A 19,909-nucleotide genomic window follows, 5' to 3' on the forward strand; every position below is an offset into this window, starting at 1 on the left:
GTTGTCCTCTTCGGAGGATAATTAAATTATAAAAGTAACATTACTTAATTGGTTGGGAACTATGTCTGTTAAAATCAGAAAGAGTCTTGTAGCATCAGCGTTGGTTGGCGCTTTTGCATTTGCAAGCAGCAATGTGATTGCAGATCCTTTGAAAGATGTGCAAGATGCAGGTCAACAAATTCAAAAGGCTGCTGTTAAGTCTCAAACTAAAATTGACAATGTATATGGTCAAACTCAAGAGCTAATCGCTGAGTACCGTAGCATTGTTGACGAAACTGAGCTAATGAAGGTTTATAACGATCACGTAGCACGTTTGGTCGCTGACCAAAACGCTTCAATCGAATCGTTTGACCGTCAAATCGCAACTATCGATAACACGAAACAAAACGTTGTGCCTTTGATGTATCGCATGATCGATACGCTTGAGCAATTCATCAAAGCGGACGTTCCGTTCAATCTTGAAAACCGTCTTGCACGTGTTGAAAGACTTCGTGACATCATGGCGTCAGCATCAGTTACTACATCTGAAAAATTCCGCCAAGTTCTTGAAGCTTACACTGTTGAAACTGCATACAGCTCAGCTGTAACTGCTTCTCAAGGTACTCTTGAGATTGATGGTAAGAGCATCAACGTTGACTTCGGTCGTTTAGGTCGTATCACTTACGTAGCTCAGTCTTTTGACCTTAAGCACGCGTGGGTGTGGGATAACAACACTAAACAGTGGAAAGAATTAGGTGAAGAATACCTAAAACCTGTTAAAGAAGTTATCCGTATGGCGCGTAAACAAGCGACATTAGAACTTGTTAAACTACCAATTTTTGGCGCGGAGTAATCAATAATGAAGAAACTATTTAAAGGTTTTGCTGTTGCAGCAGTACTATCTGTTTCTGCAGGTACCGCGCTTAATGCACACGCAAACACTGATGCTTTAGACAAAATTCTTGAGCAAGTTAAGCAAGAACGTATCTCTGAAGGCAAATTAAATAAGCAACGTGAACAAGAGTTCCTTTCAGCTCGTGCTGACAAGCAAGCGTTACTTAACAAAGCTAAAAGCGACCTAGCTGCTGAAAAAGCACGTGGTGACCGTTTAGCTAAAGAATATGCTCAAAACGAAAATACTTTAGCTGAAAAAGAGCAAGCTCTTTTAAACGCTCAAGGTACATTAGGTGAGATGTTCGGTGTTGTACGTCGTGCAGCTGCTGATGCAATCGGTTCAATCGAAGCATCACTTGTTTCTGCTGAAAAACCAGGACGTGCTGAAGTACTTCGCTCACTAGCTGCTGCGAAAGAACTTCCAACTGTTCGTGAACTAGAAGAGCTTTGGATTTCTCTTCAAACTGAAATGACTGAGTCAGCTAAAGTTTCAACTTTCGAAACTGAAGTTGCAGGTCTTGACGGTTCATCTTCTGTGAAGAAAGTAACTCGTATCGGTAACTTCAACTTAGTAACTGACGACGGTTATTTAATCTACTCTCCAGAAACTAAAGCGATTCAACCTCTAGGTAAGCAACCTGATAGCTACATCCTAGCTGGTATCAGCGATTTAGAAGGTACTTCTGCAGATAACTATGCTGGCGTATACATCGACCCGACTCGTGGCGCGATCTTACGTATCAACACGCAGAAGAAATCACTAATGGAATACTACGAGCAAGGTGCTGAAGTAGGTTACATCATCACATTACTATTAATTGTTGGTCTACTTATCTTCATCGTTCGTTTCATTGATCTTGCGCTTACTAGCACTAAGATTAAGAGCCAGCTTAAAAACCTTTCTACTCCGAATACAAACAACCCACTGGGTCGTATTCTTAAGGTATACGCTGACAACAAGAATCAAGACGTTGAAAACCTTGAGCTTAAACTTGACGAAGCAATCCTACGTGAAACGCCTCGCATCGAAGCTGGTATCAACATCATCAAGATCTTGGCAGCAATCGCTCCATTACTAGGTCTACTAGGTACGGTAATCGGTATGATCCTTACGTTCCAAACAATCACATTGTTCGGTACAGGTGATCCGAAGATCATGGCTGGTAATATCTCTCTAGCACTTGTTACTACAGCGTTAGGTCTAATTGCAGCTCTACCACTTATTCTACTTCACTCAATTGTTGCGGGTCGTAGTAAGTCGGTTCTACATGTCCTTGATGAGCAAAGCGCTGGTATTATCGCTGCTCACGCGGAGAAGGAGAAAGCCTAATGCTAGTCCTGATGGAGATCTGGGAATCTATCAGGGATTTTGTTGGCACAGGCGGCCAGGTATTATACGTGGTCGCGATAGCACTCTTTCTTATGTGGGTTTTAATGATTGAGCGCTATTGGTTCCTACTAGCTGAGTTTCCTCGTATGACGAAGAACATTGTAGCTCAGTGGGATGCCCGCCAAGACACTACGTCTTGGTACGCACACAGAATCCGTGAAGCATGGATTTCTGAAGCGTCTGAAAAATTAGATCAGCGTATGTTGTTGATTAAGACATTAGTAGCTGTTTGTCCTTTAATCGGCTTATTAGGTACTGTAACGGGTATGATCGCGGTTTTCGAAACCATGGCTACTCAAGGTACTGGTAACGCACGTTTAATGGCATCAGGTATTTCAATGGCAACAATCCCAACAATGGCTGGAATGGTTGCGGCACTATCTGGAGTATTCTTTAGCTCACGTCTAGAAGCGAGAGCGAGAATGGCGAAAGCTAAACTTGTAGATAGCATGCCTCATCACTAGAGAGAGAATTAAATATGGCACGTAAACAACGTTTTCGTGAAGAAGAAGAAGCAGCGGTTGACATGACGCCAATGCTTGACATCGTATTTATCATGCTTATTTTCTTTATCGTAACTACATCGTTCGTTAAAGAGGCTGGTATCGAAGTCAATAAACCTAAAGCAGCTGCAGCTACGAAGCAAAAAAATGCAAACATTTTTGTTGCTATCCGCGCTGACGGTGCGATCTGGATTGATAAACAACAAGTAGACGTTGAGCGTGTATCAGCTAAGCTTGAAAGTTTATTAGCAGAACAACCTACTGAAGTTGTAATTTTGCAAGCTGATAAAGAAGCAAAACATGGCGTAGTAGTTAAAGTTATGGACCAGATCAAAGCGACGGGTGATAACCTTAAAATTTCAATAGCTGGAGATCAGTAATGATTCGTTTTCTGTTTTCACTGATTGCAGGTGGGGCAGTTACTTTCGGCTTGTTCTACTTCATGGCGTACCTCATCTCCGGTGGAGCTGATCGTGCGACTGAACAAAAAGAACAGATTGTAGTCGAAATTATGACGAATCCGCCTGAATCTAAGGTGCAGGAGAGGAAGCGTGTTCCGCCTCCGCCTCCGCCACCGCCAAAGCAGCCGCCTAAGCCGCAGCCGCCTCAGCCGGAAAACAGCAACCCGAACACTGGTGGTTTGTCATTTAATATGCCAAGCATCGATGTGGGTAGCACAGCTGGTGGCCTAAGTGGTCCAGGTGCATTTGGACGTGATGGTGACGCGACACCTATCGTTCGTATTGAACCAAAATACCCTACGCAAGCAGCGCGTGATGGTAAAGAAGGTTGGGTACAACTTTCATTCACTATCAATGAAGTGGGTGGTGTAGAAGATGTTCAAGTGATCGACGCAGATCCTAAACGTATCTTCGACCGCGAGGCTAAACGTGCGCTACGTAAGTGGAAATACCGTCCGAAAATCATCGATGGTAAACCACAGAAGCAATTTGGTCTTCAAGTACAATTAGACTTTAAACTTAACCAAGGCAACTAAGGAGGCGAGTAATGAGAAATTTATCTAAAGTAACTGCACTTGCGCTTCTTATGTCTCTATCAGGTGTAGCTTTCACTGCACCTGCTTTAGCGGCGCCAGATTACGCGAAAATTGAAGCGCGTAAAAAAGCAAAAACTAAAGTTATGGGCGAGCGCGTTGGTAAGAAAGTTATTAAAGCGTTTGACTTGTACAATGAAGATAAGCTTGATGAAGCGATTGCACTACTTAAAGAAATTGATCCTTCAGATGATTTCGATAAGGCAACAGTTGATCGTTACTTAGGCCAAATGTACGCTCAAAAAGAGCAGTACCAATTGGCTATTAAGCACATCTCAGCGGCAGTTAAGCCTGACGTTTTAAACTTTGCTGACCAAGAGCAAGGCCTAAAACTTCTAGGTGATATGTACGCGGGTACTGAGCAATATGCAAAAGCAAAAGAAGCTTATGCAGCTTGGATGGACTTCACAGGTGAGGAAGACGACAAAGTTTATACACGTATTGCGCAAGCAAACTACGAGCTAAAACTTTACAAAGACGTACTTCCTGCTGCAGACAAAGCAATCGAATTGGCAAAAGAACCTGCTAAAGCTTCTTACCAATTAAAGTTAGCTGCCTATTTTGAACTTAAACAGTACAAAAACATGGTAGCAGTAGCTGAAGAGATTGTTCGTGTTTGGCCTGAAGACAAAAAAGCCTGGGTTGGTTTAGGTAAATACTACCTACAAACCGAAGACTTCAAGAAAGGTCTAGCGACCATGGAAGTTGCCTACAAAAATGGCTATTTTGAAAACGAAGTTGAATACAAAGTACTTTCTAACTTCTATTCGTTAAATGATATTCCTTACAAAGCAGCAGTCGTGCTTGAAAAGGCAATCAACGAAGAAAAAGTTAAGCGTAACAAGCAAAATATCAGTGCAGTGGCATCTAACTACCACCGTTCTAAAGATATTGAAAAAGCAGCTAAATACTATGAAGAAGCGGCTAAATTTGATGACGATGCAGAGCTTTATCGCAAAGCGGGTTCATTACTTTTACAATCGCAAAACTATAGTGCAGCCGTTGTTCGTTTGAACAAGGCATTAGAGTTAGGTTCTGACAAAAAAGGAACTATCTACTCTGATTTAGCTGAAGCTTATTACTACCAAGAGAAGTACAAGCAAGCTTACAACGCTATCACTAAAGCAATGGATGATCCGCGCACGCGTCGTTTCGCGAAGAGCTGGTCAACCTTCATCAAAGATAAAGCCGCTCGTAACGGTGTAAAAATCTAATTGATGTTGTTTTAAATTAAAAAGCCCCTCTGGGGCTTTTTTTATGGAATTTTAAAATGCTAAGACAGATCGTATTATTAGTTGTCGCAAGTGTGATGCTGATAGCTTGCTCTGAGCAAACATCAGGTTTCAAAACATTTCGTGAAGGGCAGCAAGCGCTGCAAACTATTAATAATTTATTATCGACTCAAGAACAGCAAAGTGAAGCTGCTAGCTGGCCTTTCTCAGAAAGTTATTTGCAAGCGCGTCATCAAGCTTATCAAGGACTAAAAGCGATTAAGTTAGATGTGTCACAACAGGCGCAATTAAATTATTTAATTATTGCTGAGCGTTATCCTGAGCGTTACTTTGTATGGCCTGTACAACGTGATGTTATTAGCCAAGCTCGTTCATTAGATGACTACTCAGTAAATGCACTAGCTAACTGGCTAGAGTTAGTTGAAACGCAGTTAATTGCAGCTGAGCAAAGCAATCTGAAATTAAATAAAATCGAATTAACGCTTTTACATAATATGGTCAAATCGCACCTTGATAATAGCGATGACAGTGTACAAGCAGCACTAAACAAACTTAATCAATATTTAACTCAGTATAAACCGCGTACAAAACTTGGTTTAGTTGGTTTGGCAAACGGTAAAGATTGGTATCAAAGTAAACTTAATTACTTTAGTGGTGAAACTAAGCCACCTTTAAATTGGTTAAGTGAGATACAGGCTTCGTTAAAGCAATCGCAGAGTGCAGATTTTGTATTACCTGTATCAGACTCTCACGCTAAACCATTAGTAATGAATTATTTTGTAGAAAATCATCAGCACACAGGCCTTGATTGGCAGCTTGATTATCTTGACCCGCTCAAAAGTAAGCGTAAATTAACACAAGGGGAGCAATACTTCTGGCAAGTTATGATGGAAACTGACTTAGGTATTCATTATCACACGTGGAGTGAACAGCAAGCACGTGTCAACTTGATGAAGCGTTTAGGTGTAGATCAGCAGCAAGCTGATTGGTTAATTGAGGATATCGTGCTTTATCCTGCGATGAGCTTTATTTTTATAAATTAGTACAGCGCTGCGCTCTATGGAGCGCAACGTCGACAGCGTTGGCTTGCAGGATCTGCAAGTAAACGTTCGTCATCAATTTTTTCTTCACAATCACAGCAATAGCCATACTGCCCAATATCGATTTGGCATAGTGCTGCTTCTAACTTTTCTATTCGAGCAATCAATATTTGATACTCAGAACCGAGATTATTTGCTGTCAGCTCTAACCAGTCTGAAGGGGGATTATCCTTGAGTTGCGATAGCAGTTGCTGATGATAGGCTTGATCAGAATTAGCCAGCATATCGAGTAAACGTTGTCTAACCTGCGCAAGTTCCGCAGATAACTTTGTTTGAATTTCAGTATTGTTCATCGCTTTTCTTCCAAGTGGGCAATACTGGTATTATCAAACAAAATCGATTTGCTAATTATGATTTGTATCAATACTCGGCGCTTTCGCGTACTTTCTTAGTACATCTGCAACTTCATCTTTGGCTTTTAGACGGCGGATCTCATCAAAAAGTGCGTTAGCTTGTGGGTATTGGCGTTTTAAATAGCCGAGCCACTGCTTAGTACGAGAAGCAAAATACTTTTCACATTTGCTTTCGTCTTGATGCATAGATGAATGAATAATGTGGTATATCACATGCTCCCATAACATCGGAGTGTAATGCTCGTTTTCTGCATGAGATTTTATTTGTTTTGCTAAATCAGGCATCGCTAATGCACCACGACCAAGCATTAAATCTTGGCAATGACTGCGCTTTTGACAAAGCATGGCATCTTCAACTTGCCAAATTTCGCCGTTAGCAACGACCGAAATATTTTTATCTTTGATCAATGGCGGGATTTTTTCCCAGTATGCCGGTGGGTTGTAACCATCTCTTTTAGTTCTGGCATGAATAGCAAGACTTGAAGCACCCGCGCTAACAACAGCATCAACAATTTCTTGGCTATTACTATCATCATCAAAACCAAGCCTAATTTTGGCACTAACTTCGTGGCAAGGGTCAACAGCATCACGTACGGCTTTAATAATTTCGTACATGTGTTCAGGATCTTTTAACAGTACCGCACCACCTTTACTTTTGTTCACTGTTTTAGCTGGGCAACCAAAATTTAAGTCGATACCATGCGAGCCTAGGCGTATTGCTTTGACGGCATTTGCTGCCAAAGCATCGGCAACTTGACCTAGCAACTGAATACGCACTGGCGTACCTGCACGGGTATAGCCTCCTGTTTTTAGCTCAGGACAATAGCGATGAAACACGCGTTCGGGCAGTGTGTCTTCAACGACACGAACAAACTCTGTTACGCATAAATCAAATCCACCTAAATCAGTTAGGAGTTGTCGCATTTTAAAATCCACAACGCCTTCCATCGGTGCTAAAACTAGTCGCATGATACCTGTTAACTCATCAAAAATTAGGACGCGTATTCTAGCTGTTCTGGATTGTTTTATAAATCGTAATTTGCATTCTTGGCACTTTCAGAAAATAATTATAAAAATTTTGAAAGTAATTTTTAGTTCTCGGGTCTTGTTTAATAACCCTTTATAAAAAAGAGAGTCATCGAATGAACACAGTTAAGAAAAATTCAATTGCATTAACATTAGGTGCGGTTGTAGTAGGTGCGTCAAGTTTTGCAGCCACTGATGCCAGTGCAAACCCATTTGAATTTCAGCAAATGCAAGCAGGCTATCAACTAGATGCCGCAGAAGGTAAATGTGGTGAAGGTAAATGCGGCGGCGATAAAAAAGCCGAAAAAGAAGGCAAATGTGGCGAAGGTAAATGCGGCGCAGACAAAAAAGCAGCTAAAGAAGGCAAGTGCGGCGAAGGTAAATGTGGCGCAGACAAAAAAGCAGCTAAAGAAGGCAAGTGCGGCGAAGGTAAATGTGGCGCAGACAAAAAAGCAGCTAAAGAAGGCAAGTGCGGCGAAGGTAAATGCGGCGCGGACAAAAAAGCAGCTAAAGAAGGAAAGTGCGGCGAAGGTAAATGTGGCGCAGACAAAAAGAAAGCTAAAGAAGGTAAGTGTGGTGAAGGTAAATGTGGTTCTAACCACTAAACGCTTATTTAGCTTTTAAAAGGGCCGTAAAGGCCCTTTTTAGTAGGAGGTAGTATGTTAAAAGAATCAGTAGCTGATTTTGGGCAGGTTGGTTTAGGTTTGCGCCGAGAAATGCTTGATGAAATGCTCATTGATGTTCCAAAACCCATTGAGTTTTTAGAAGTTGCACCAGAAAATTGGCTCAAGCTAGGCGGGCGTTTTGGAAAGCAATTTAAACAGCTTACCGAACAACATGCCTTTGTATGCCATGGTTTATCGTTATCAATTGGCTCACCAGCAGCGCTTGATATTGACTTTGTGCAATCGCTTAAAACTTTCTTTAAAGAGCATAATATTCGTTTATTCAGCGAACACTTAAGCTACTGCTCGGGCGAAGGGCATATGTACGATTTAATGCCCATTCCGTTTACTGAAGATGCAATTAAACATGTGGCCTCTCGTATTAGGCAAGTACAAGATATTCTAGAACAGCCAATTGCCATCGAAAATGTCTCTTACTATGGCGCGCCCGGCCAACAAATGACTGAACTTGAGTTCACTAATGCGGTGTTAGAAGAAGCGGATTGTAAACTACTGCTCGACGTGAATAACATTTATGTTAATTCGATTAATCATGGTTATGACGCAGAGCAATTCTTAGCGGCGTTACCAACAAAACGTATTGCCTATGGGCATGTTGCGGGCCACTACACTGAGGCAGAAGATTTACTGGTTGATACCCATGGTGCGCCAGTTATCGATCCTGTTTGGCAATTACTTGAAAAAGCTTATGAAGTTCATGGGGTATTTCCCACCTTGTTAGAACGAGATTTTAATATTCCGCCGATGAGTGAGTTATTAGCTGAACTGAAAACCATTGAAGCACTACAGCAAACAGCCAACAAACAAAACCAAGCAAGGGTGAAACACAGTGCCTAATCATTTTACCCAAGTGCAGCAAGCGTTTATGGCGCATATCCGCGACCCTCAGCAACATGCTAAGCCTAGCGATGTTGAAGAGTGCCGTATGGCGATTTATCGCGACTTATTTTTTAATAATGTGGATGGCTTTGTTAGCTCTGCGTATCCAGTACTAAAAAGTTTATATTCAGAGCAAGCTTGGCATGGCCTTGTTAGACAGTTTTTTAGCCAGCATGATTGTAAATCACCTTATTTTTTAGATATTGCAGGGGAGTTTTTGGCTTTTCTTGCTAATGACTATGAAGTGCAAAGCGATGATCCCGCGTTTATGTTAGAGCTAGCGCACTATGAATGGGTTGAGCTTGATGTATCGGTTGCTCAAGAGGTGGCAGAAGAAGTGAGCTTATCGGCTCATCAAGTGACAAGCTCTGCATTATTCTTAAGTTCACTTGCGCGTAACTTGAGTTACAGTTTTCCTGTTCATACCATCAGTACAGATAATCAACCAAGTGAACCGGCAGCACAACCAAGTTACTTTGTGGTTTATCGTGATAGCGATGACGAAGTACAATTTTTATCGACAAATGCGATGACTGCATTACTTCTTAATATCATAGAATCTCAGCCGGGTGCAGTTTTAAATGATGTATGCCAAGCAGTTGCAGAGCATGCGCCTCAATTTAGCCAGGAGCAGCTGTATCAGGGAGCGCTCAATACCTTAAGTGCCATGGCAGAGCGCGGCATTGTGGTGACTAATACATTGGTTTAAAAATCGGCTAAAGCTCTTTATTGATGAGGGCAGTTCGACTATTATGTGCGCCTTATTTTGTCGTGCTTAAATAAAGGTAGTAACTATGTCGAATGATAAAGACTTTAAAGATCCGTTCAATGCAACTTATTTCATTGCGTTTTTAGCTGTATTCGGTGGCATTGGCTGTCTAAACGCTATTCTTGGTTGGATCACTTCTTTATCTTAATCTGCGTAAGCAAATTTAAGACAATAGGCTGCATAATGCAGCCTTTTTTATAGTTGATATTTCTTGTTAAGTGATTAATTTCGAAACTTGCTACCGACTTTCTACTAAGGTGGTGTTATACTCTCGAGCTTTGTTAGATAAACTTTTTGAGCAGTATAATTATGACTCAAGCAACTTCAACGCTCATCAAACAGAGCATTGCAACGATCGCTGATTACCCAAAGCCGGGCATTATGTTCCGCGACGTAACAACTTTAATGGCTAATGCTGACGCATTTAAAGCAACTATCGACAGCTTTATTGCAGCATATAAAGACCAAGGTTTTACAAAAATCATCGGTACTGAATCTCGTGGTTTTATCTTCGGTGCACCACTTTCTTATGCACTAGGTATTCCATTCATTCCAGTTCGTAAACCAGGCAAACTTCCTCGCGAAGTGATTTCACAAAGTTACCAATTAGAGTATGGTGAAGATATTCTTGAGCTTCATACAGACGCAATTGTCCCTGGCGATAAAGTGTTACTGGTAGATGACTTACTGGCGACAGGTGGCACAATCGAAGCAACTGCAAAATTAGTTGCTAAACTAGGCGGTAACGCAACTGATGCCGCATTTGTTGTTTCTTTACCAGAGCTGGGTGGTGAGCAACGAGTTGCTGATATGGGCATCAAAATCTTAAAGTTGGTTGAATTCGAAGGCGAATAATTAATGAGTTATCAGGTTCTGGCAAGGAAATGGCGACCACAAACCTTTCATGAGTTAGTGGGGCAGTCTCATGTTAAACAGGCATTAGTCAATGCATTAACACAAAATAGACTCCATCATGCTTATCTCTTTACTGGAACCCGTGGGGTGGGTAAAACAACCATAGCACGTATATTCGCAAAAAGTCTCAACTGCGATAAGGGTATCTCTGCTGAGCCATGCGGCCAATGTTCAAGTTGTACTGACATTGAAGCAGGCCGTTATATCGATTTGTTAGAAATCGATGCGGCATCACGTACCAAAGTAGAAGATACCCGCGAAATCCTTGATAACGTTCAATACGCACCAACACGTGGTCGTTACAAGGTATACCTAATCGATGAAGTTCACATGCTGTCAAAGCACAGTTTCAATGCATTACTAAAAACATTGGAAGAGCCGCCAGAGCATGTGAAGTTTTTATTAGCGACAACCGATCCGCAGAAACTGCCAGTGACGATTTTATCGCGTTGCTTACAGTTTAATTTAAATGCTTTGTCGCAATCAGAAATTCATGATCAGCTTGCCCATGTTCTTAATCAAGAGCAGCTAAGTTTTGATGATAAATCATTGTCTATTTTAGCTAAGGCAGCCGATGGTAGTATGCGTGATGCACTGAGTCTTACAGACCAAGCAATTGCGCAAACCAATGGCAATATTAATCATCAGGCTGTGCAAACTATGCTTGGCTTGATGGATACTCAATATAGCCAAACCATGTTAGCAGCGTTATTGTGCCAAGATGGCGATGCATTACTTCAAGAAGTAAAAGCGGTCGTTAGCCGAAACCCTAACTTTGTAGCTTTGCTCGACGATTTAATTGCCCTGACGCATCTTATTCAGCTTGTGCAACTTGTGCCTAGTGCAGCGGCACTTGATGATACTAACCGAGATTTTATTGAGCAGGTGGCACAAACCACTGATGCACAGCAGATGCAGGTTTACTACCAATTGCTATTAAATGGTAAAAAAGATTTGCAATGGGCACCCGATGCTAAACTTGGCTTTGAAATGATCATGTTGCGACTGCTTGCATTCCAACCTACGCAATTTGCACAAAGCCAAACACCAACGAATACCCAGCAACAGGTTAAGCCAAGTGGTGCCGGTGCACTGCGTGATATTTTGAAAAAATCTACGGCGCAACGTGAACAAGCCGCTTCAGAGCAAGCACCAGTTGCACATAGCTCTGCACAGACAACTGCTGTTCCTTCAGAGCCTCAGCCAACACAAGCTGAGCCTATTCAAGCAGCCAAGGCAGAAACGGTACATAGCCATGAGCCTGCCCAGCAAGTTGAAGCAACAGCAGAAGAGCAGCCTGATGTTGGTCAACAGCCTCAGCAATCAGTTGAAACTGCAATGGCCGCTGAAGTTCAACCAGCGCCTCAACACCAAGAGCAAAGCCACTCAGAGCAAGTGCCTGCAGCTGAGTACTCATCACCAGAGTATTCTTCGCAAGATTATATGGACGATCATGATGCGCAAATGGACCCATCACTTGCTGCGCAATACGATGATGTGATGAATAGCGCCTATGATCAGGGCTTTACTGCCAATGAAGCATCTGCGCCTCAGCAACAGCAAACTGCACCTGCACAATTACAACAGCAGCAAAGTCAGGCGCAGTCGGCCATTGCTCGTATTTTACAAGACCGCAATATTTCAGGTGCCGGACGTTTAAGTGGTGCACCAACGCAAACTCATGCTAAAGCAGAACCACAGCCTGAAGCAAAGCCCAAAGCAGAGCCGCCAGCGCAACAAAGCACAGCCACGACCAATATTCAGTCTCAGCAGCAAGCAATGGCTGCTGAAGTAAAAAAGCCCATCCCCCAGCAAACGGGAGAGAGCAGTAGTAAAGTAAAAAAAGTCGACTTTCGAGAAAAGCATCAAACAATCACCGAAAACTTAGCGCCAGAGTTACTTGAGCAGATCAATCCACAAAAAGCGCCAGAGCCAGTAGTTGAAGAAGCCAGTATTCCGATACCTGATGATTTTGAAAGCCCGATCAGCAGTATTAAATTTGCACACGAACAAGACGAATGGGCGTATTTAATTAAACGCATGGGACTGGGTGGTCGCATGCGCCAATTTGCGCTGCATTCAATCTTTACCAAGCAGAATAATCAGCTACACATTGAAGTTGATTCATCACAGCGCCATTTAGATAGCGCAGTGCTTAGACAAAAGCTCAATGCCGCATTAAGTGAAATTTACGGCCATAATGTTGAGCTTAGTATCGAGTTTGCTGATGGCGTAATTGATTCACCGTATTTAATTCAACAAAAAATTGATGCGGGACGTCATCAACAAGCGATTGATGTAATAAATAGCGATGAAAATATAGTGCAATTTCAACAGTTATTTAGCGCTATAATCGATGAAAACAGTATTCAGGCATTGTAATTAGTTACAATAGCCCTTATCTTCATGCCAATTAAAGTAGTTTAGAAAGAGAGACAGTTATGTTTAAAGGTGGAATGGGTAACATGATGAAGCAAGCGCAGCAAATGCAAGAGCGCATGCAAAAAGCCCAAGAAGAAATCGCAAACCTTGAAGTTGTAGGTGAAGCAGGTGCAGGCCTAGTTAAAGTAACTATGCTTGGTAACCACAATGTTCGTCGTGTTGAATTAGATGACAGCCTAATGGAAGACGACAAAGACATGATCGAAGATTTATTAGCGGCAGCGTGTAATGATGCTGTTCGTCGTGTTGCTGAAGAAACTCAAGAGCGCATGAGCAAAGTAACTGGCGGTATGCAATTACCACCAGGTATGAAAATGCCATTCTAAGTGATTTTGTATGCAACTATCTCCTAGTTTAACACAGCTAATTGAAGCGCTACGATGCCAGCCGGGCATAGGTCCTAAGTCGGCACAGCGCATTGCTTTTCATTTGCTTGAGCGTGACCGTCAGGGTGGTAAACAGCTTGGTCATGCATTAACCAAAGCAATGGATGAAGTAGGGCACTGTCAATCTTGTCGTACTTTTACAGAGCAAGCTGTATGCGATATTTGTTCAAGTGTTAAACGCCAAGATAGTGGTTTATTGTGTGTGGTCGAATCACCAACCGATGTACTCGCTATTGAGCAAACTGGTCAATACCAAGGTCTTTACTTTGTTTTAATGGGTCACTTGTCGCCAATTGATGGCATAGGACCAAAAGAAATTGGCCTTGATATTCTTGAAAGCAAGTTGCAACAAGGCGGCATTAATGAGGTGATCCTCGCGACCAATCCAAGTGTTGAAGGTGAAACCACAGCCCACTACATTGCTGAGCTTTGTCATAAGTATCAGGTAGGTGCATCTCGTATTGCTCACGGTGTCCCTGTTGGTGGTGAGCTCGACTTACTCGATGGTATGACATTGATGCACGCATTTAGCGGACGACGCGCCGTAAACCAAAACTAATACCGAAAATGGTATCAAAAGCCTGCTTTAAGCAGGCTTTTTTGTGTATAGCCCCCCAATTTAGCCGTAAATTTAATTTTTTGCCTTGAAGTTCAAAAAGCCTGCCCCATATAAAGAGTCATAGTGCAGATTAGACACTTTGTTAATTGGAGATTTACACAATGACTGCAGCACAAAAAGAAACATTAGGCTTTCAAACAGAAGTCAAACAATTATTAAACCTGATGATTCATTCTCTTTACTCTAATAAAGAGATTTTCCTACGTGAGCTTGTATCAAACGCGTCAGATGCGGCAGATAAATTACGTTTCCTTGCGCTTTCTAATGGCGATTTATACGAAAACGATGCGGAACTAAAAGTACGTATCAGTGCCGATAAAGAAGCAAACACGGTCACCATTACTGATAATGGTATTGGTATGAGCCGTGAAGATGTGATCAATTCACTAGGTACAATTGCAAAATCAGGCACCGCAGAATTTTTCCAAAACCTAACTGGTGACCAAAGCAAAGATTCACAATTGATTGGTCAATTTGGTGTTGGTTTTTACTCAGCGTTTATCGTTGCTGACAAAGTAACAGTACGTACGCGTAAAGCAGGTGAAAGCCAAGGTATTGAATGGCAATCTGCAGGTGAAGGTGAGTACACATTACAAGAGATTGATAAACCATCACGTGGTACCGAAATCATTCTTCACCTTCGTGAAGACGAAACAGAGTTTGCTGATGAGTTCCGTCTACGTAGCATCGTAACTAAATATTCAGACCATATTTCTATTCCAGTAGAAATGTATAAAGCAGAAGTACCTGAATCTGAAGGTCCTGACGGCGAGAAAATTCCAGCACAGCCGGGCGAGTGGGAAGGTATTAACCGCGCAACAGCACTATGGACTCGTGATAAGTCAGAAGTAACAGACGAAGAGTACAAAGAGTTTTATAAGCACATCGGTCATGATTGGGAAGAGCCACTAAGCTGGGCACATAACAAGGTTGAAGGTAAAACAGAATACACGAGCTTGTTATACATCCCGAAAAAAGCACCTTTCGATTTATGGAACCGTGAGCGTCAATCTGGTTTAAAACTGTATGTACAACGCGTTTTCATTATGGATGACGCTGAGCAGTTCATGCCAAGCTATTTACGTTTTGTGAAAGGTTTACTTGATTCAAACGACTTACCACTTAACGTGTCACGTGAAATTTTACAAGACAACAAAGTAACGCAAGCAATCCGTAAAGGTTGTACATCGCGCGTACTTAAAATGCTTGAGCGTATGGCGAAAAACCGCGAAGAAGATTACCAATCTTTCTGGAATGAGTTTGGTCAGGTGTTAAAAGAAGGCCCAGCTGAAGATGCGGCTAACAAAGAAGCTATTGCTAAGCTATTGCGTTTCTCTTCTACACATACTGATGAAAGCACACAAAATGTATCGCTTGAGCAATATATTGAGCGTATGAAGCCAGAGCAAGACAAAATCTACTATGTAGTTGCTGATTCATTCGCTGCAGCGAAGAACTCACCACATTTAGAGATCTTCCGTAAGAAGGGCATCGAAGTATTGCTTCTAAGCGACCGTGTTGATGAGTGGATGATGAGCTACTTAACAGAGTTCAACGAAAAATCATTCCAGTCAATTACCCGTGGTGACTTAGATTTAGGCAACATGGATGACGAAGAAACGAAAAAAGCGCAAGAAGAGTCAGAAAAAGAAGTTGCTGGCCTAGTCGAGCGTATTAAAACAGCACTAGGTGATAACGTTAAAGACGTACGCTTTACGCACCGTCTAACTGACTCGCCTGCATGTGTTGTTGCTGATGAGCACGATATGAGCTCGCAAATGCAAAAGTTAATGGAATCAGTTGGTCAAACAGTGCCTGAGCAAAAGCCAATTTTTGAGCTTAACCCAGAGCATCAGCTTGTTAAACACCTAAATGTTGAACAAGACGAAGACAAGTTTGCTCAGTGGTCACAAGTACTTTTAGATCAAGCATTACTGGCTGAGCGCGGTACTTTAAAAGACCCTGCAGGCTTTGTAACTCGTTTGAACAAACTTATGCTAGATTTAAGCAAATAAGCGTTTTAGCTGAATGAGTTGGAAAAGGGAGCAAGGCTCCCTTTTTTATTGCCGCTAATATAGGCAATTGGTATAAGTTACTTGAGGTATAGCCTTAGTTGTGGAAGAATTCAGGCTCTAAAAACAAAACTCCACTGATCGACCATTTTTAAGATTAGTATCACACAGAGGACAATGATATGCGCATTATTCTTTTGGGCGCGCCGGGTGCAGGTAAAGGTACTCAAGCTCAGTTTTTGATGGACAAATACGGTATTCCACAAATTTCTACGGGCGATATGCTGCGTGCAGCAATCAAAGAAGGTACACCACTTGGTCTTGAAGCTAAAAAAGTAATGGATGCAGGTCAATTAGTATCTGACGAAATTATTATCGGTCTAGTTAAAGAGCGCATTGCTAAGCCAGATTGTGAAAAAGGTTTCTTACTAGACGGTTTCCCTCGTACTATTCCTCAAGCAGATGCAATGAAAGAGAATGGCGTGGTAGTTGATCACGTTATCGAATTTGACGTTGCTGATGAAATTATCGTTGAGCGTATGGGCGGCCGTCGCGTTCACCCTGGCTCTGGTCGTGTTTATCACGTTGTTTATAATCCACCTAAAGTTGATGGTAAAGATGACATCACAGGTGAAGACCTAATCATTCGTGATGACGACACTGAAGAAACAGTTCGTAAGCGTTTAGGTATTTACCACGACCAAACTAAACCATTAGTTGATTACTACCAAGCTGAAGCGAAAGCAGGCAACACTCAGTACCACAAATTAGACGGTACTCAAGCTGTTGAAGCTGTTAGCCAACAACTTGGTGAGCTTTTAGGTTAATAGCCTAATTGTTGACATAAAAAACCGCCGTTGGGCGGTTTTTTTGTGTCTGTCTCACTGCAAGTTAAATTGCGCTTTACAGTTTCTTTAATGCCGCAATAGCACTGTCGTAATCAGGCTCTTTTGAAAGGTTATCGACAAGCTGCTTGTAAACGATGTTATGTTCTTTATCGAGCACAAATACGGCGCGGGTTAACAAGCCCATATCTTTGATAATCAAACCGTAGTTCTTACCAAAGTCACGCCATACTGAGTCAGATAAAGTCACTACTTTGTCTATATTCTCCGCTTTACAAAAACGCTTCTGTGCGAACGGTAAGTCTGCGCTTAAGGTTAGCATTGCCACACTTGGGTATTCTGAAGCTACTTTTTCATTAAAGTGTTTGGTTTGAATACTACATACGCCAGTGTCTAAACTTGGCACAACGCTTAAAAGCACTGCTTGGCCTTGATAGTTGTCTAATGTGACGGGCGTAAAGCTGCCATCTACTACTTTAAAATTAGGCGCTTTTTGACCAATTTCAACACCTTGCCCTAGTAAAGTGACCGGCTTAGATTGGGCAGAAACCTTACCAGCATCTAAACTATTTTCTGATAAATCACCTGCATAACTAAACGTGCACACTGCACTTAATGCAAATATAAGTGGACGTAACATAATAAGATTCCTTCAAATTAACGCATTTAACATCAGTGTATTATACTCATGGGGTGGCTCCAAGGATTAGTACAATTTAAAATTGTAAATAACCAGTAGTTTGATTAACATGTGTTCGTGACCCTATTTTTTATATATAAAAATAAGAATAAAGTTGCTAGGCTAATTTGTGTCTAGTTAAAAAGTACGGATTTAGAGAGAGAGTATGTCAACATCGGTATTAGTTTGTGATGATTCAAAGTTAGCTCGTCGACAATTAGCACGCTCTTTACCCGATGATTGGGATATTAAAGTTGAGTTTGCTGAAGACGGTGTTCACTGTATTGAGCAAATCAAAAAAATTCAGCCTGAAATACTGTTTCTCGATTTAAACATGCCTGAAATGGATGGCTACGAAGTACTTCAAGCTATTCAAGAACAAGACCTACATGTTCTCACCGTGGTTGTATCTGGCGATATACAACCTAACGCTCACCAACGTGTGCTTGAGTTAGGCGCTATCGACTTTATTCAAAAACCTTGCTCTGCAGAAAAGCTTGCAAATATCATCGAGCACCATGGTATTAAAGATAAAGCCATGCGTGAGCGCCTTGCTAATAAGCTAGGTGAGCAAGTTGACCCTGATGTGCGTGACATCTATCAAGAGCTCACAAACGTGGCTATGGGGCAAGCAGGGGACTTATTAGCGCGTCTTCTTAATGTATTCGTAAAGCTTCCTATTCCTAATGTAAATGTATTAGAGGTAAATGAGCTCGATATGGCTTTACGCTCGATTGATGCGAATGCCACTACATCTGGTGTGTGCCAAGGTTTTATCGGTGGTGGTGTATCTGGTGAAGCCTTATTACTGTTAAATGATTCAAGTTTTAAAGAAATTGCGTCACTTATGAATTACGAAGGCGAGCTTAACGATAAAGTTGAGCTTGAGCTGCTGATGGATGTCAGCAATATTCTAATTGGCGCGATTTTATCAGGGCTTTCTAAACAGCTCGATATGCGTTTTAGCCAAGGTCACCCTGTGGTGCTAGGACAACATTGTGATGTGACCGATTTAGTAAAAGCCAATAAATCTCGCTGGCAACGAACGCTGGCGATTGAGATCAGCTATGGCATCGAAAATCACAATATTAACTGTGATTTGATGTTGCTGTTCACCGAGGACTCATTAAAAACCCTTAAGTACAAAGTAGCTTATTTATTAGAAGACTAAACTATGCCTGCAGCCGATTTTAATATGAATGAACTCCATTGGTTAATGGATATGTTTAATACCGTTGATGTAGGCCTAGTGGTGCTCGATAGAGACTACAAAGTATGCATCTGGAATGGGTTTATGGAAAACCATTCCGGCTTATTGCCAAGCGCGGTAAAAGATAAAGACCTGTTTGACTTATTTCCATCAATCGATGAAAAATGGTTTCGCAGCAAATCTGAGTCTGTGTTCATTCTAAATAATCGCTCATTTACTATTTGGGAGCAGCAGCCGTATATTTTCCGTTTTAAAAATTACCGTCCAATTACCGGTAAAGCGGATCATATGTATCAAAATGCCACTTTTATTCCGCTGACGACGACCACAGGTGAAGTATCGCATATCTGTATCATTATCTATGATGTAACCGATGAAGCGGTGAATAAAAAAGAGCTAGAAGAAGCCAACAGTAAGCTTGAACAAATGAGCCGTACCGATGCACTTACTAAGCTTACTAACCGTGGTTATTGGGAAGAAAAGCTACGCAAAGAATATATGCGCATTGTGCGCAGTGGCGGATGTAGCAGTTTGTTGATGTTTGATATTGACCACTTTAAAAAGGTTAATGATGAGCATGGCCATCGTGGCGGTGATGAGGCACTGCGTCATATTGCAGACTTACTACGTAAAACTCTGCGTGAAACAGACTTAGCAGGTCGCTATGGTGGTGAAGAGTTTGCGGTAACCTTGCTTGATACTGATCATGAGGGTGCGCATATCTTTGCTGAGCGATTAAGAACACTGATTGAGAACTCATCAATTTACTTTGATGGCAAACAAATTCAACTGACGGTCAGTATTGGTTTTGCCTGCTTCGACGAGAAGTTTGATCGCTACGAAAAGTGGGTTGAAGCAGCCGATAAAGCCTTATATCACTCAAAAGAAAACGGCCGTAACAAGGTCACAGCTTATACAGATTTATAAACAAACAAG

General features: G+C 41.8%; 22 protein-coding genes. 19 read left to right on the plus strand and 3 right to left on the minus strand.

What is annotated here, in order from left to right:
• Positions 1-61: 61 nt before the first annotated feature.
• The 7 genes from L1D51_RS04125 to L1D51_RS04155 are packed head-to-tail and all read left to right on the plus strand — an operon-like array spanning position 62 to position 6,095.
• Entirely contained in the window at positions 62-832 is a 771-nt protein-coding gene (locus L1D51_RS04125) for a DUF3450 domain-containing protein (protein WP_062564205.1), read from the plus strand.
• A 6-nt stretch (positions 833-838) separates the two neighbouring features.
• The gene (locus tag L1D51_RS04130) at positions 839-2,203 is read left to right on the plus strand and encodes a MotA/TolQ/ExbB proton channel family protein (RefSeq protein ID WP_054561743.1); all 1,365 of its coding nucleotides are present in this window, start codon (positions 839-841) and stop codon (positions 2,201-2,203) included.
• Complete coding sequence (locus L1D51_RS04135) at positions 2,203-2,727, plus strand: MotA/TolQ/ExbB proton channel family protein (RefSeq protein WP_054551558.1); 525 nt, start codon at positions 2,203-2,205, stop codon at positions 2,725-2,727. Before L1D51_RS04130 ends, L1D51_RS04135 begins: the two co-directional genes overlap by 1 nt.
• A gap of 14 nt (positions 2,728-2,741) precedes the next feature.
• Positions 2,742-3,146 (plus strand): ExbD/TolR family protein, encoded by a 405-nt coding sequence (locus L1D51_RS04140; protein WP_054551557.1) that lies wholly within the window; start codon positions 2,742-2,744, stop codon positions 3,144-3,146.
• Positions 3,146-3,763 carry an energy transducer TonB gene (locus L1D51_RS04145; RefSeq protein WP_054561742.1) on the plus strand — a complete coding sequence of 206 codons (618 nt, stop codon included), beginning with the start codon at positions 3,146-3,148 and terminating at the stop codon, positions 3,761-3,763. Before L1D51_RS04140 ends, L1D51_RS04145 begins: the two co-directional genes overlap by 1 nt.
• Positions 3,764-3,774: 11 nt before the next feature.
• Complete coding sequence (locus tag L1D51_RS04150; RefSeq protein ID WP_055021542.1) at positions 3,775-5,034, plus strand: tetratricopeptide repeat protein; 1,260 nt, start codon at positions 3,775-3,777, stop codon at positions 5,032-5,034.
• Between the two features lie 56 nt (positions 5,035-5,090).
• Positions 5,091-6,095: a hypothetical protein gene (locus L1D51_RS04155; RefSeq protein WP_054561740.1), complete on the plus strand. Its 1,005-nt coding sequence runs from the start codon at positions 5,091-5,093 to the stop codon at positions 6,093-6,095.
• Positions 6,096-6,109: 14 nt separating this feature from the next.
• On the opposite strand, the gene L1D51_RS04160 is transcribed toward L1D51_RS04155, so the two are convergent.
• Both L1D51_RS04160 and L1D51_RS04165 read right to left on the minus strand, forming a co-directional pair.
• On the minus strand, positions 6,110-6,445 hold the full coding sequence (locus L1D51_RS04160) for a TraR/DksA family transcriptional regulator (RefSeq protein WP_054561739.1): 336 nt from the start codon (positions 6,443-6,445) through the stop codon (positions 6,110-6,112).
• 51 nt (positions 6,446-6,496) lie between these two features.
• Positions 6,497-7,474, minus strand: coding sequence for a tRNA-dihydrouridine synthase (locus L1D51_RS04165; protein WP_062564203.1), 978 nt, complete (start codon positions 7,472-7,474; stop codon positions 6,497-6,499).
• A 173-nt stretch (positions 7,475-7,647) separates the two neighbouring features.
• Here L1D51_RS04165 and L1D51_RS04170 point away from each other — a divergent pair, with 173 nt between their 5' ends.
• The 10 genes from L1D51_RS04170 (at position 7,648) to adk (ending at position 17,066) form a co-directional block, all read left to right on the plus strand.
• Complete coding sequence (locus tag L1D51_RS04170) at positions 7,648-8,136, plus strand: HvfA family oxazolone/thioamide-modified RiPP metallophore (protein ID WP_058585242.1); 489 nt, start codon at positions 7,648-7,650, stop codon at positions 8,134-8,136.
• Between the two features lie 54 nt (positions 8,137-8,190).
• Entirely contained in the window at positions 8,191-9,054 is an 864-nt protein-coding gene (locus L1D51_RS04175) for an HvfB family MNIO-type RiPP peptide maturase (protein WP_054561736.1), read from the plus strand.
• The gene (locus L1D51_RS04180) at positions 9,047-9,805 is read left to right on the plus strand and encodes an HvfC family RiPP maturation protein (protein WP_338127926.1); all 759 of its coding nucleotides are present in this window, start codon (positions 9,047-9,049) and stop codon (positions 9,803-9,805) included. The genes L1D51_RS04175 and L1D51_RS04180 overlap by 8 nt, the downstream gene beginning before the upstream one ends.
• Before the next feature lie 85 nt (positions 9,806-9,890).
• On the plus strand, positions 9,891-10,013 hold the full coding sequence (locus L1D51_RS21720; RefSeq protein ID WP_254907726.1) for a hypothetical protein: 123 nt from the start codon (positions 9,891-9,893) through the stop codon (positions 10,011-10,013).
• A 161-nt stretch (positions 10,014-10,174) separates the two neighbouring features.
• Positions 10,175-10,720 carry an adenine phosphoribosyltransferase gene (gene apt, locus L1D51_RS04185; RefSeq protein WP_054551549.1) on the plus strand — a complete coding sequence of 182 codons (546 nt, stop codon included), beginning with the start codon at positions 10,175-10,177 and terminating at the stop codon, positions 10,718-10,720.
• Between the two features lie 3 nt (positions 10,721-10,723).
• On the plus strand, positions 10,724-13,162 hold the full coding sequence (gene dnaX, locus L1D51_RS04190) for a DNA polymerase III subunit gamma/tau (RefSeq protein ID WP_054561735.1): 2,439 nt from the start codon (positions 10,724-10,726) through the stop codon (positions 13,160-13,162).
• 59 nt (positions 13,163-13,221) lie between these two features.
• Positions 13,222-13,548 (plus strand): YbaB/EbfC family nucleoid-associated protein, encoded by a 327-nt coding sequence (locus tag L1D51_RS04195; RefSeq protein ID WP_054551547.1) that lies wholly within the window; start codon positions 13,222-13,224, stop codon positions 13,546-13,548.
• Between the two features lie 10 nt (positions 13,549-13,558).
• Positions 13,559-14,167 (plus strand): recombination mediator RecR, encoded by a 609-nt coding sequence (recR, locus tag L1D51_RS04200; RefSeq protein WP_054551546.1) that lies wholly within the window; start codon positions 13,559-13,561, stop codon positions 14,165-14,167.
• A gap of 161 nt (positions 14,168-14,328) precedes the next feature.
• On the plus strand, positions 14,329-16,242 hold the full coding sequence (gene htpG / locus L1D51_RS04205) for a molecular chaperone HtpG (RefSeq protein ID WP_054561733.1): 1,914 nt from the start codon (positions 14,329-14,331) through the stop codon (positions 16,240-16,242).
• 179 nt (positions 16,243-16,421) lie between these two features.
• Positions 16,422-17,066 (plus strand): adenylate kinase, encoded by a 645-nt coding sequence (gene adk / locus L1D51_RS04210; RefSeq protein WP_036967590.1) that lies wholly within the window; start codon positions 16,422-16,424, stop codon positions 17,064-17,066.
• Positions 17,067-17,142: 76 nt separating this feature from the next.
• Here adk and tpx read toward each other — a convergent pair whose 3' ends face one another.
• Positions 17,143-17,724: a thiol peroxidase gene (gene tpx / locus L1D51_RS04215; RefSeq protein WP_239962786.1), complete on the minus strand. Its 582-nt coding sequence runs from the start codon at positions 17,722-17,724 to the stop codon at positions 17,143-17,145.
• A gap of 205 nt (positions 17,725-17,929) precedes the next feature.
• Between tpx and L1D51_RS04220 the strand changes: the two genes are divergently transcribed.
• Positions 17,930-18,934 (plus strand): response regulator, encoded by a 1,005-nt coding sequence (locus L1D51_RS04220; RefSeq protein ID WP_054561731.1) that lies wholly within the window; start codon positions 17,930-17,932, stop codon positions 18,932-18,934.
• A gap of 3 nt (positions 18,935-18,937) precedes the next feature.
• Positions 18,938-19,900, plus strand: a complete 963-nt coding sequence (locus L1D51_RS04225) for a sensor domain-containing diguanylate cyclase (protein ID WP_054561730.1) — start codon at positions 18,938-18,940, stop codon at positions 19,898-19,900.
• The last annotated feature ends 9 nt before the right edge of the window (positions 19,901-19,909 follow it).

The organism is Pseudoalteromonas shioyasakiensis (assembly GCF_022398475.1).
Lineage (GTDB): Bacteria > Pseudomonadota > Gammaproteobacteria > Enterobacterales > Alteromonadaceae > Pseudoalteromonas.

Bases quoted from the DNA above. Each gene is read 5' to 3' on its own strand.
- L1D51_RS04125 (WP_062564205.1), top strand. From the start codon at position 62: ATGTCTGTTAAAATCAGAAAGAGTCTTGTAGCATCAGCGTTGGTTGGC.
- L1D51_RS04130 (WP_054561743.1), top strand. From the start codon at position 839: ATGAAGAAACTATTTAAAGGTTTTGCTGTTGCAGCAGTACTATCTGTT.
- L1D51_RS04135 (WP_054551558.1), top strand. From the start codon at position 2,203: ATGCTAGTCCTGATGGAGATCTGGGAATCTATCAGGGATTTTGTTGGC.
- L1D51_RS04140 (WP_054551557.1), top strand. From the start codon at position 2,742: ATGGCACGTAAACAACGTTTTCGTGAAGAAGAAGAAGCAGCGGTTGAC.
- L1D51_RS04145 (WP_054561742.1), top strand. From the start codon at position 3,146: ATGATTCGTTTTCTGTTTTCACTGATTGCAGGTGGGGCAGTTACTTTC.
- L1D51_RS04150 (WP_055021542.1), top strand. From the start codon at position 3,775: ATGAGAAATTTATCTAAAGTAACTGCACTTGCGCTTCTTATGTCTCTA.
- L1D51_RS04155 (WP_054561740.1), top strand. From the start codon at position 5,091: ATGCTAAGACAGATCGTATTATTAGTTGTCGCAAGTGTGATGCTGATA.
- L1D51_RS04160 (WP_054561739.1), bottom strand. From the start codon at position 6,445: ATGAACAATACTGAAATTCAAACAAAGTTATCTGCGGAACTTGCGCAG.
- L1D51_RS04165 (WP_062564203.1), bottom strand. From the start codon at position 7,474: ATGCGACTAGTTTTAGCACCGATGGAAGGCGTTGTGGATTTTAAAATG.
- L1D51_RS04170 (WP_058585242.1), top strand. From the start codon at position 7,648: ATGAACACAGTTAAGAAAAATTCAATTGCATTAACATTAGGTGCGGTT.
- L1D51_RS04175 (WP_054561736.1), top strand. From the start codon at position 8,191: ATGTTAAAAGAATCAGTAGCTGATTTTGGGCAGGTTGGTTTAGGTTTG.
- L1D51_RS21720 (WP_254907726.1), top strand. From the start codon at position 9,891: ATGTCGAATGATAAAGACTTTAAAGATCCGTTCAATGCAACTTATTTC.
- apt (WP_054551549.1), top strand. From the start codon at position 10,175: ATGACTCAAGCAACTTCAACGCTCATCAAACAGAGCATTGCAACGATC.
- dnaX (WP_054561735.1), top strand. From the start codon at position 10,724: ATGAGTTATCAGGTTCTGGCAAGGAAATGGCGACCACAAACCTTTCAT.
- L1D51_RS04195 (WP_054551547.1), top strand. From the start codon at position 13,222: ATGTTTAAAGGTGGAATGGGTAACATGATGAAGCAAGCGCAGCAAATG.
- recR (WP_054551546.1), top strand. From the start codon at position 13,559: ATGCAACTATCTCCTAGTTTAACACAGCTAATTGAAGCGCTACGATGC.
- htpG (WP_054561733.1), top strand. From the start codon at position 14,329: ATGACTGCAGCACAAAAAGAAACATTAGGCTTTCAAACAGAAGTCAAA.
- adk (WP_036967590.1), top strand. From the start codon at position 16,422: ATGCGCATTATTCTTTTGGGCGCGCCGGGTGCAGGTAAAGGTACTCAA.
- tpx (WP_239962786.1), bottom strand. From the start codon at position 17,724: ATGTTACGTCCACTTATATTTGCATTAAGTGCAGTGTGCACGTTTAGT.
- L1D51_RS04220 (WP_054561731.1), top strand. From the start codon at position 17,930: ATGTCAACATCGGTATTAGTTTGTGATGATTCAAAGTTAGCTCGTCGA.
- L1D51_RS04225 (WP_054561730.1), top strand. From the start codon at position 18,938: ATGCCTGCAGCCGATTTTAATATGAATGAACTCCATTGGTTAATGGAT.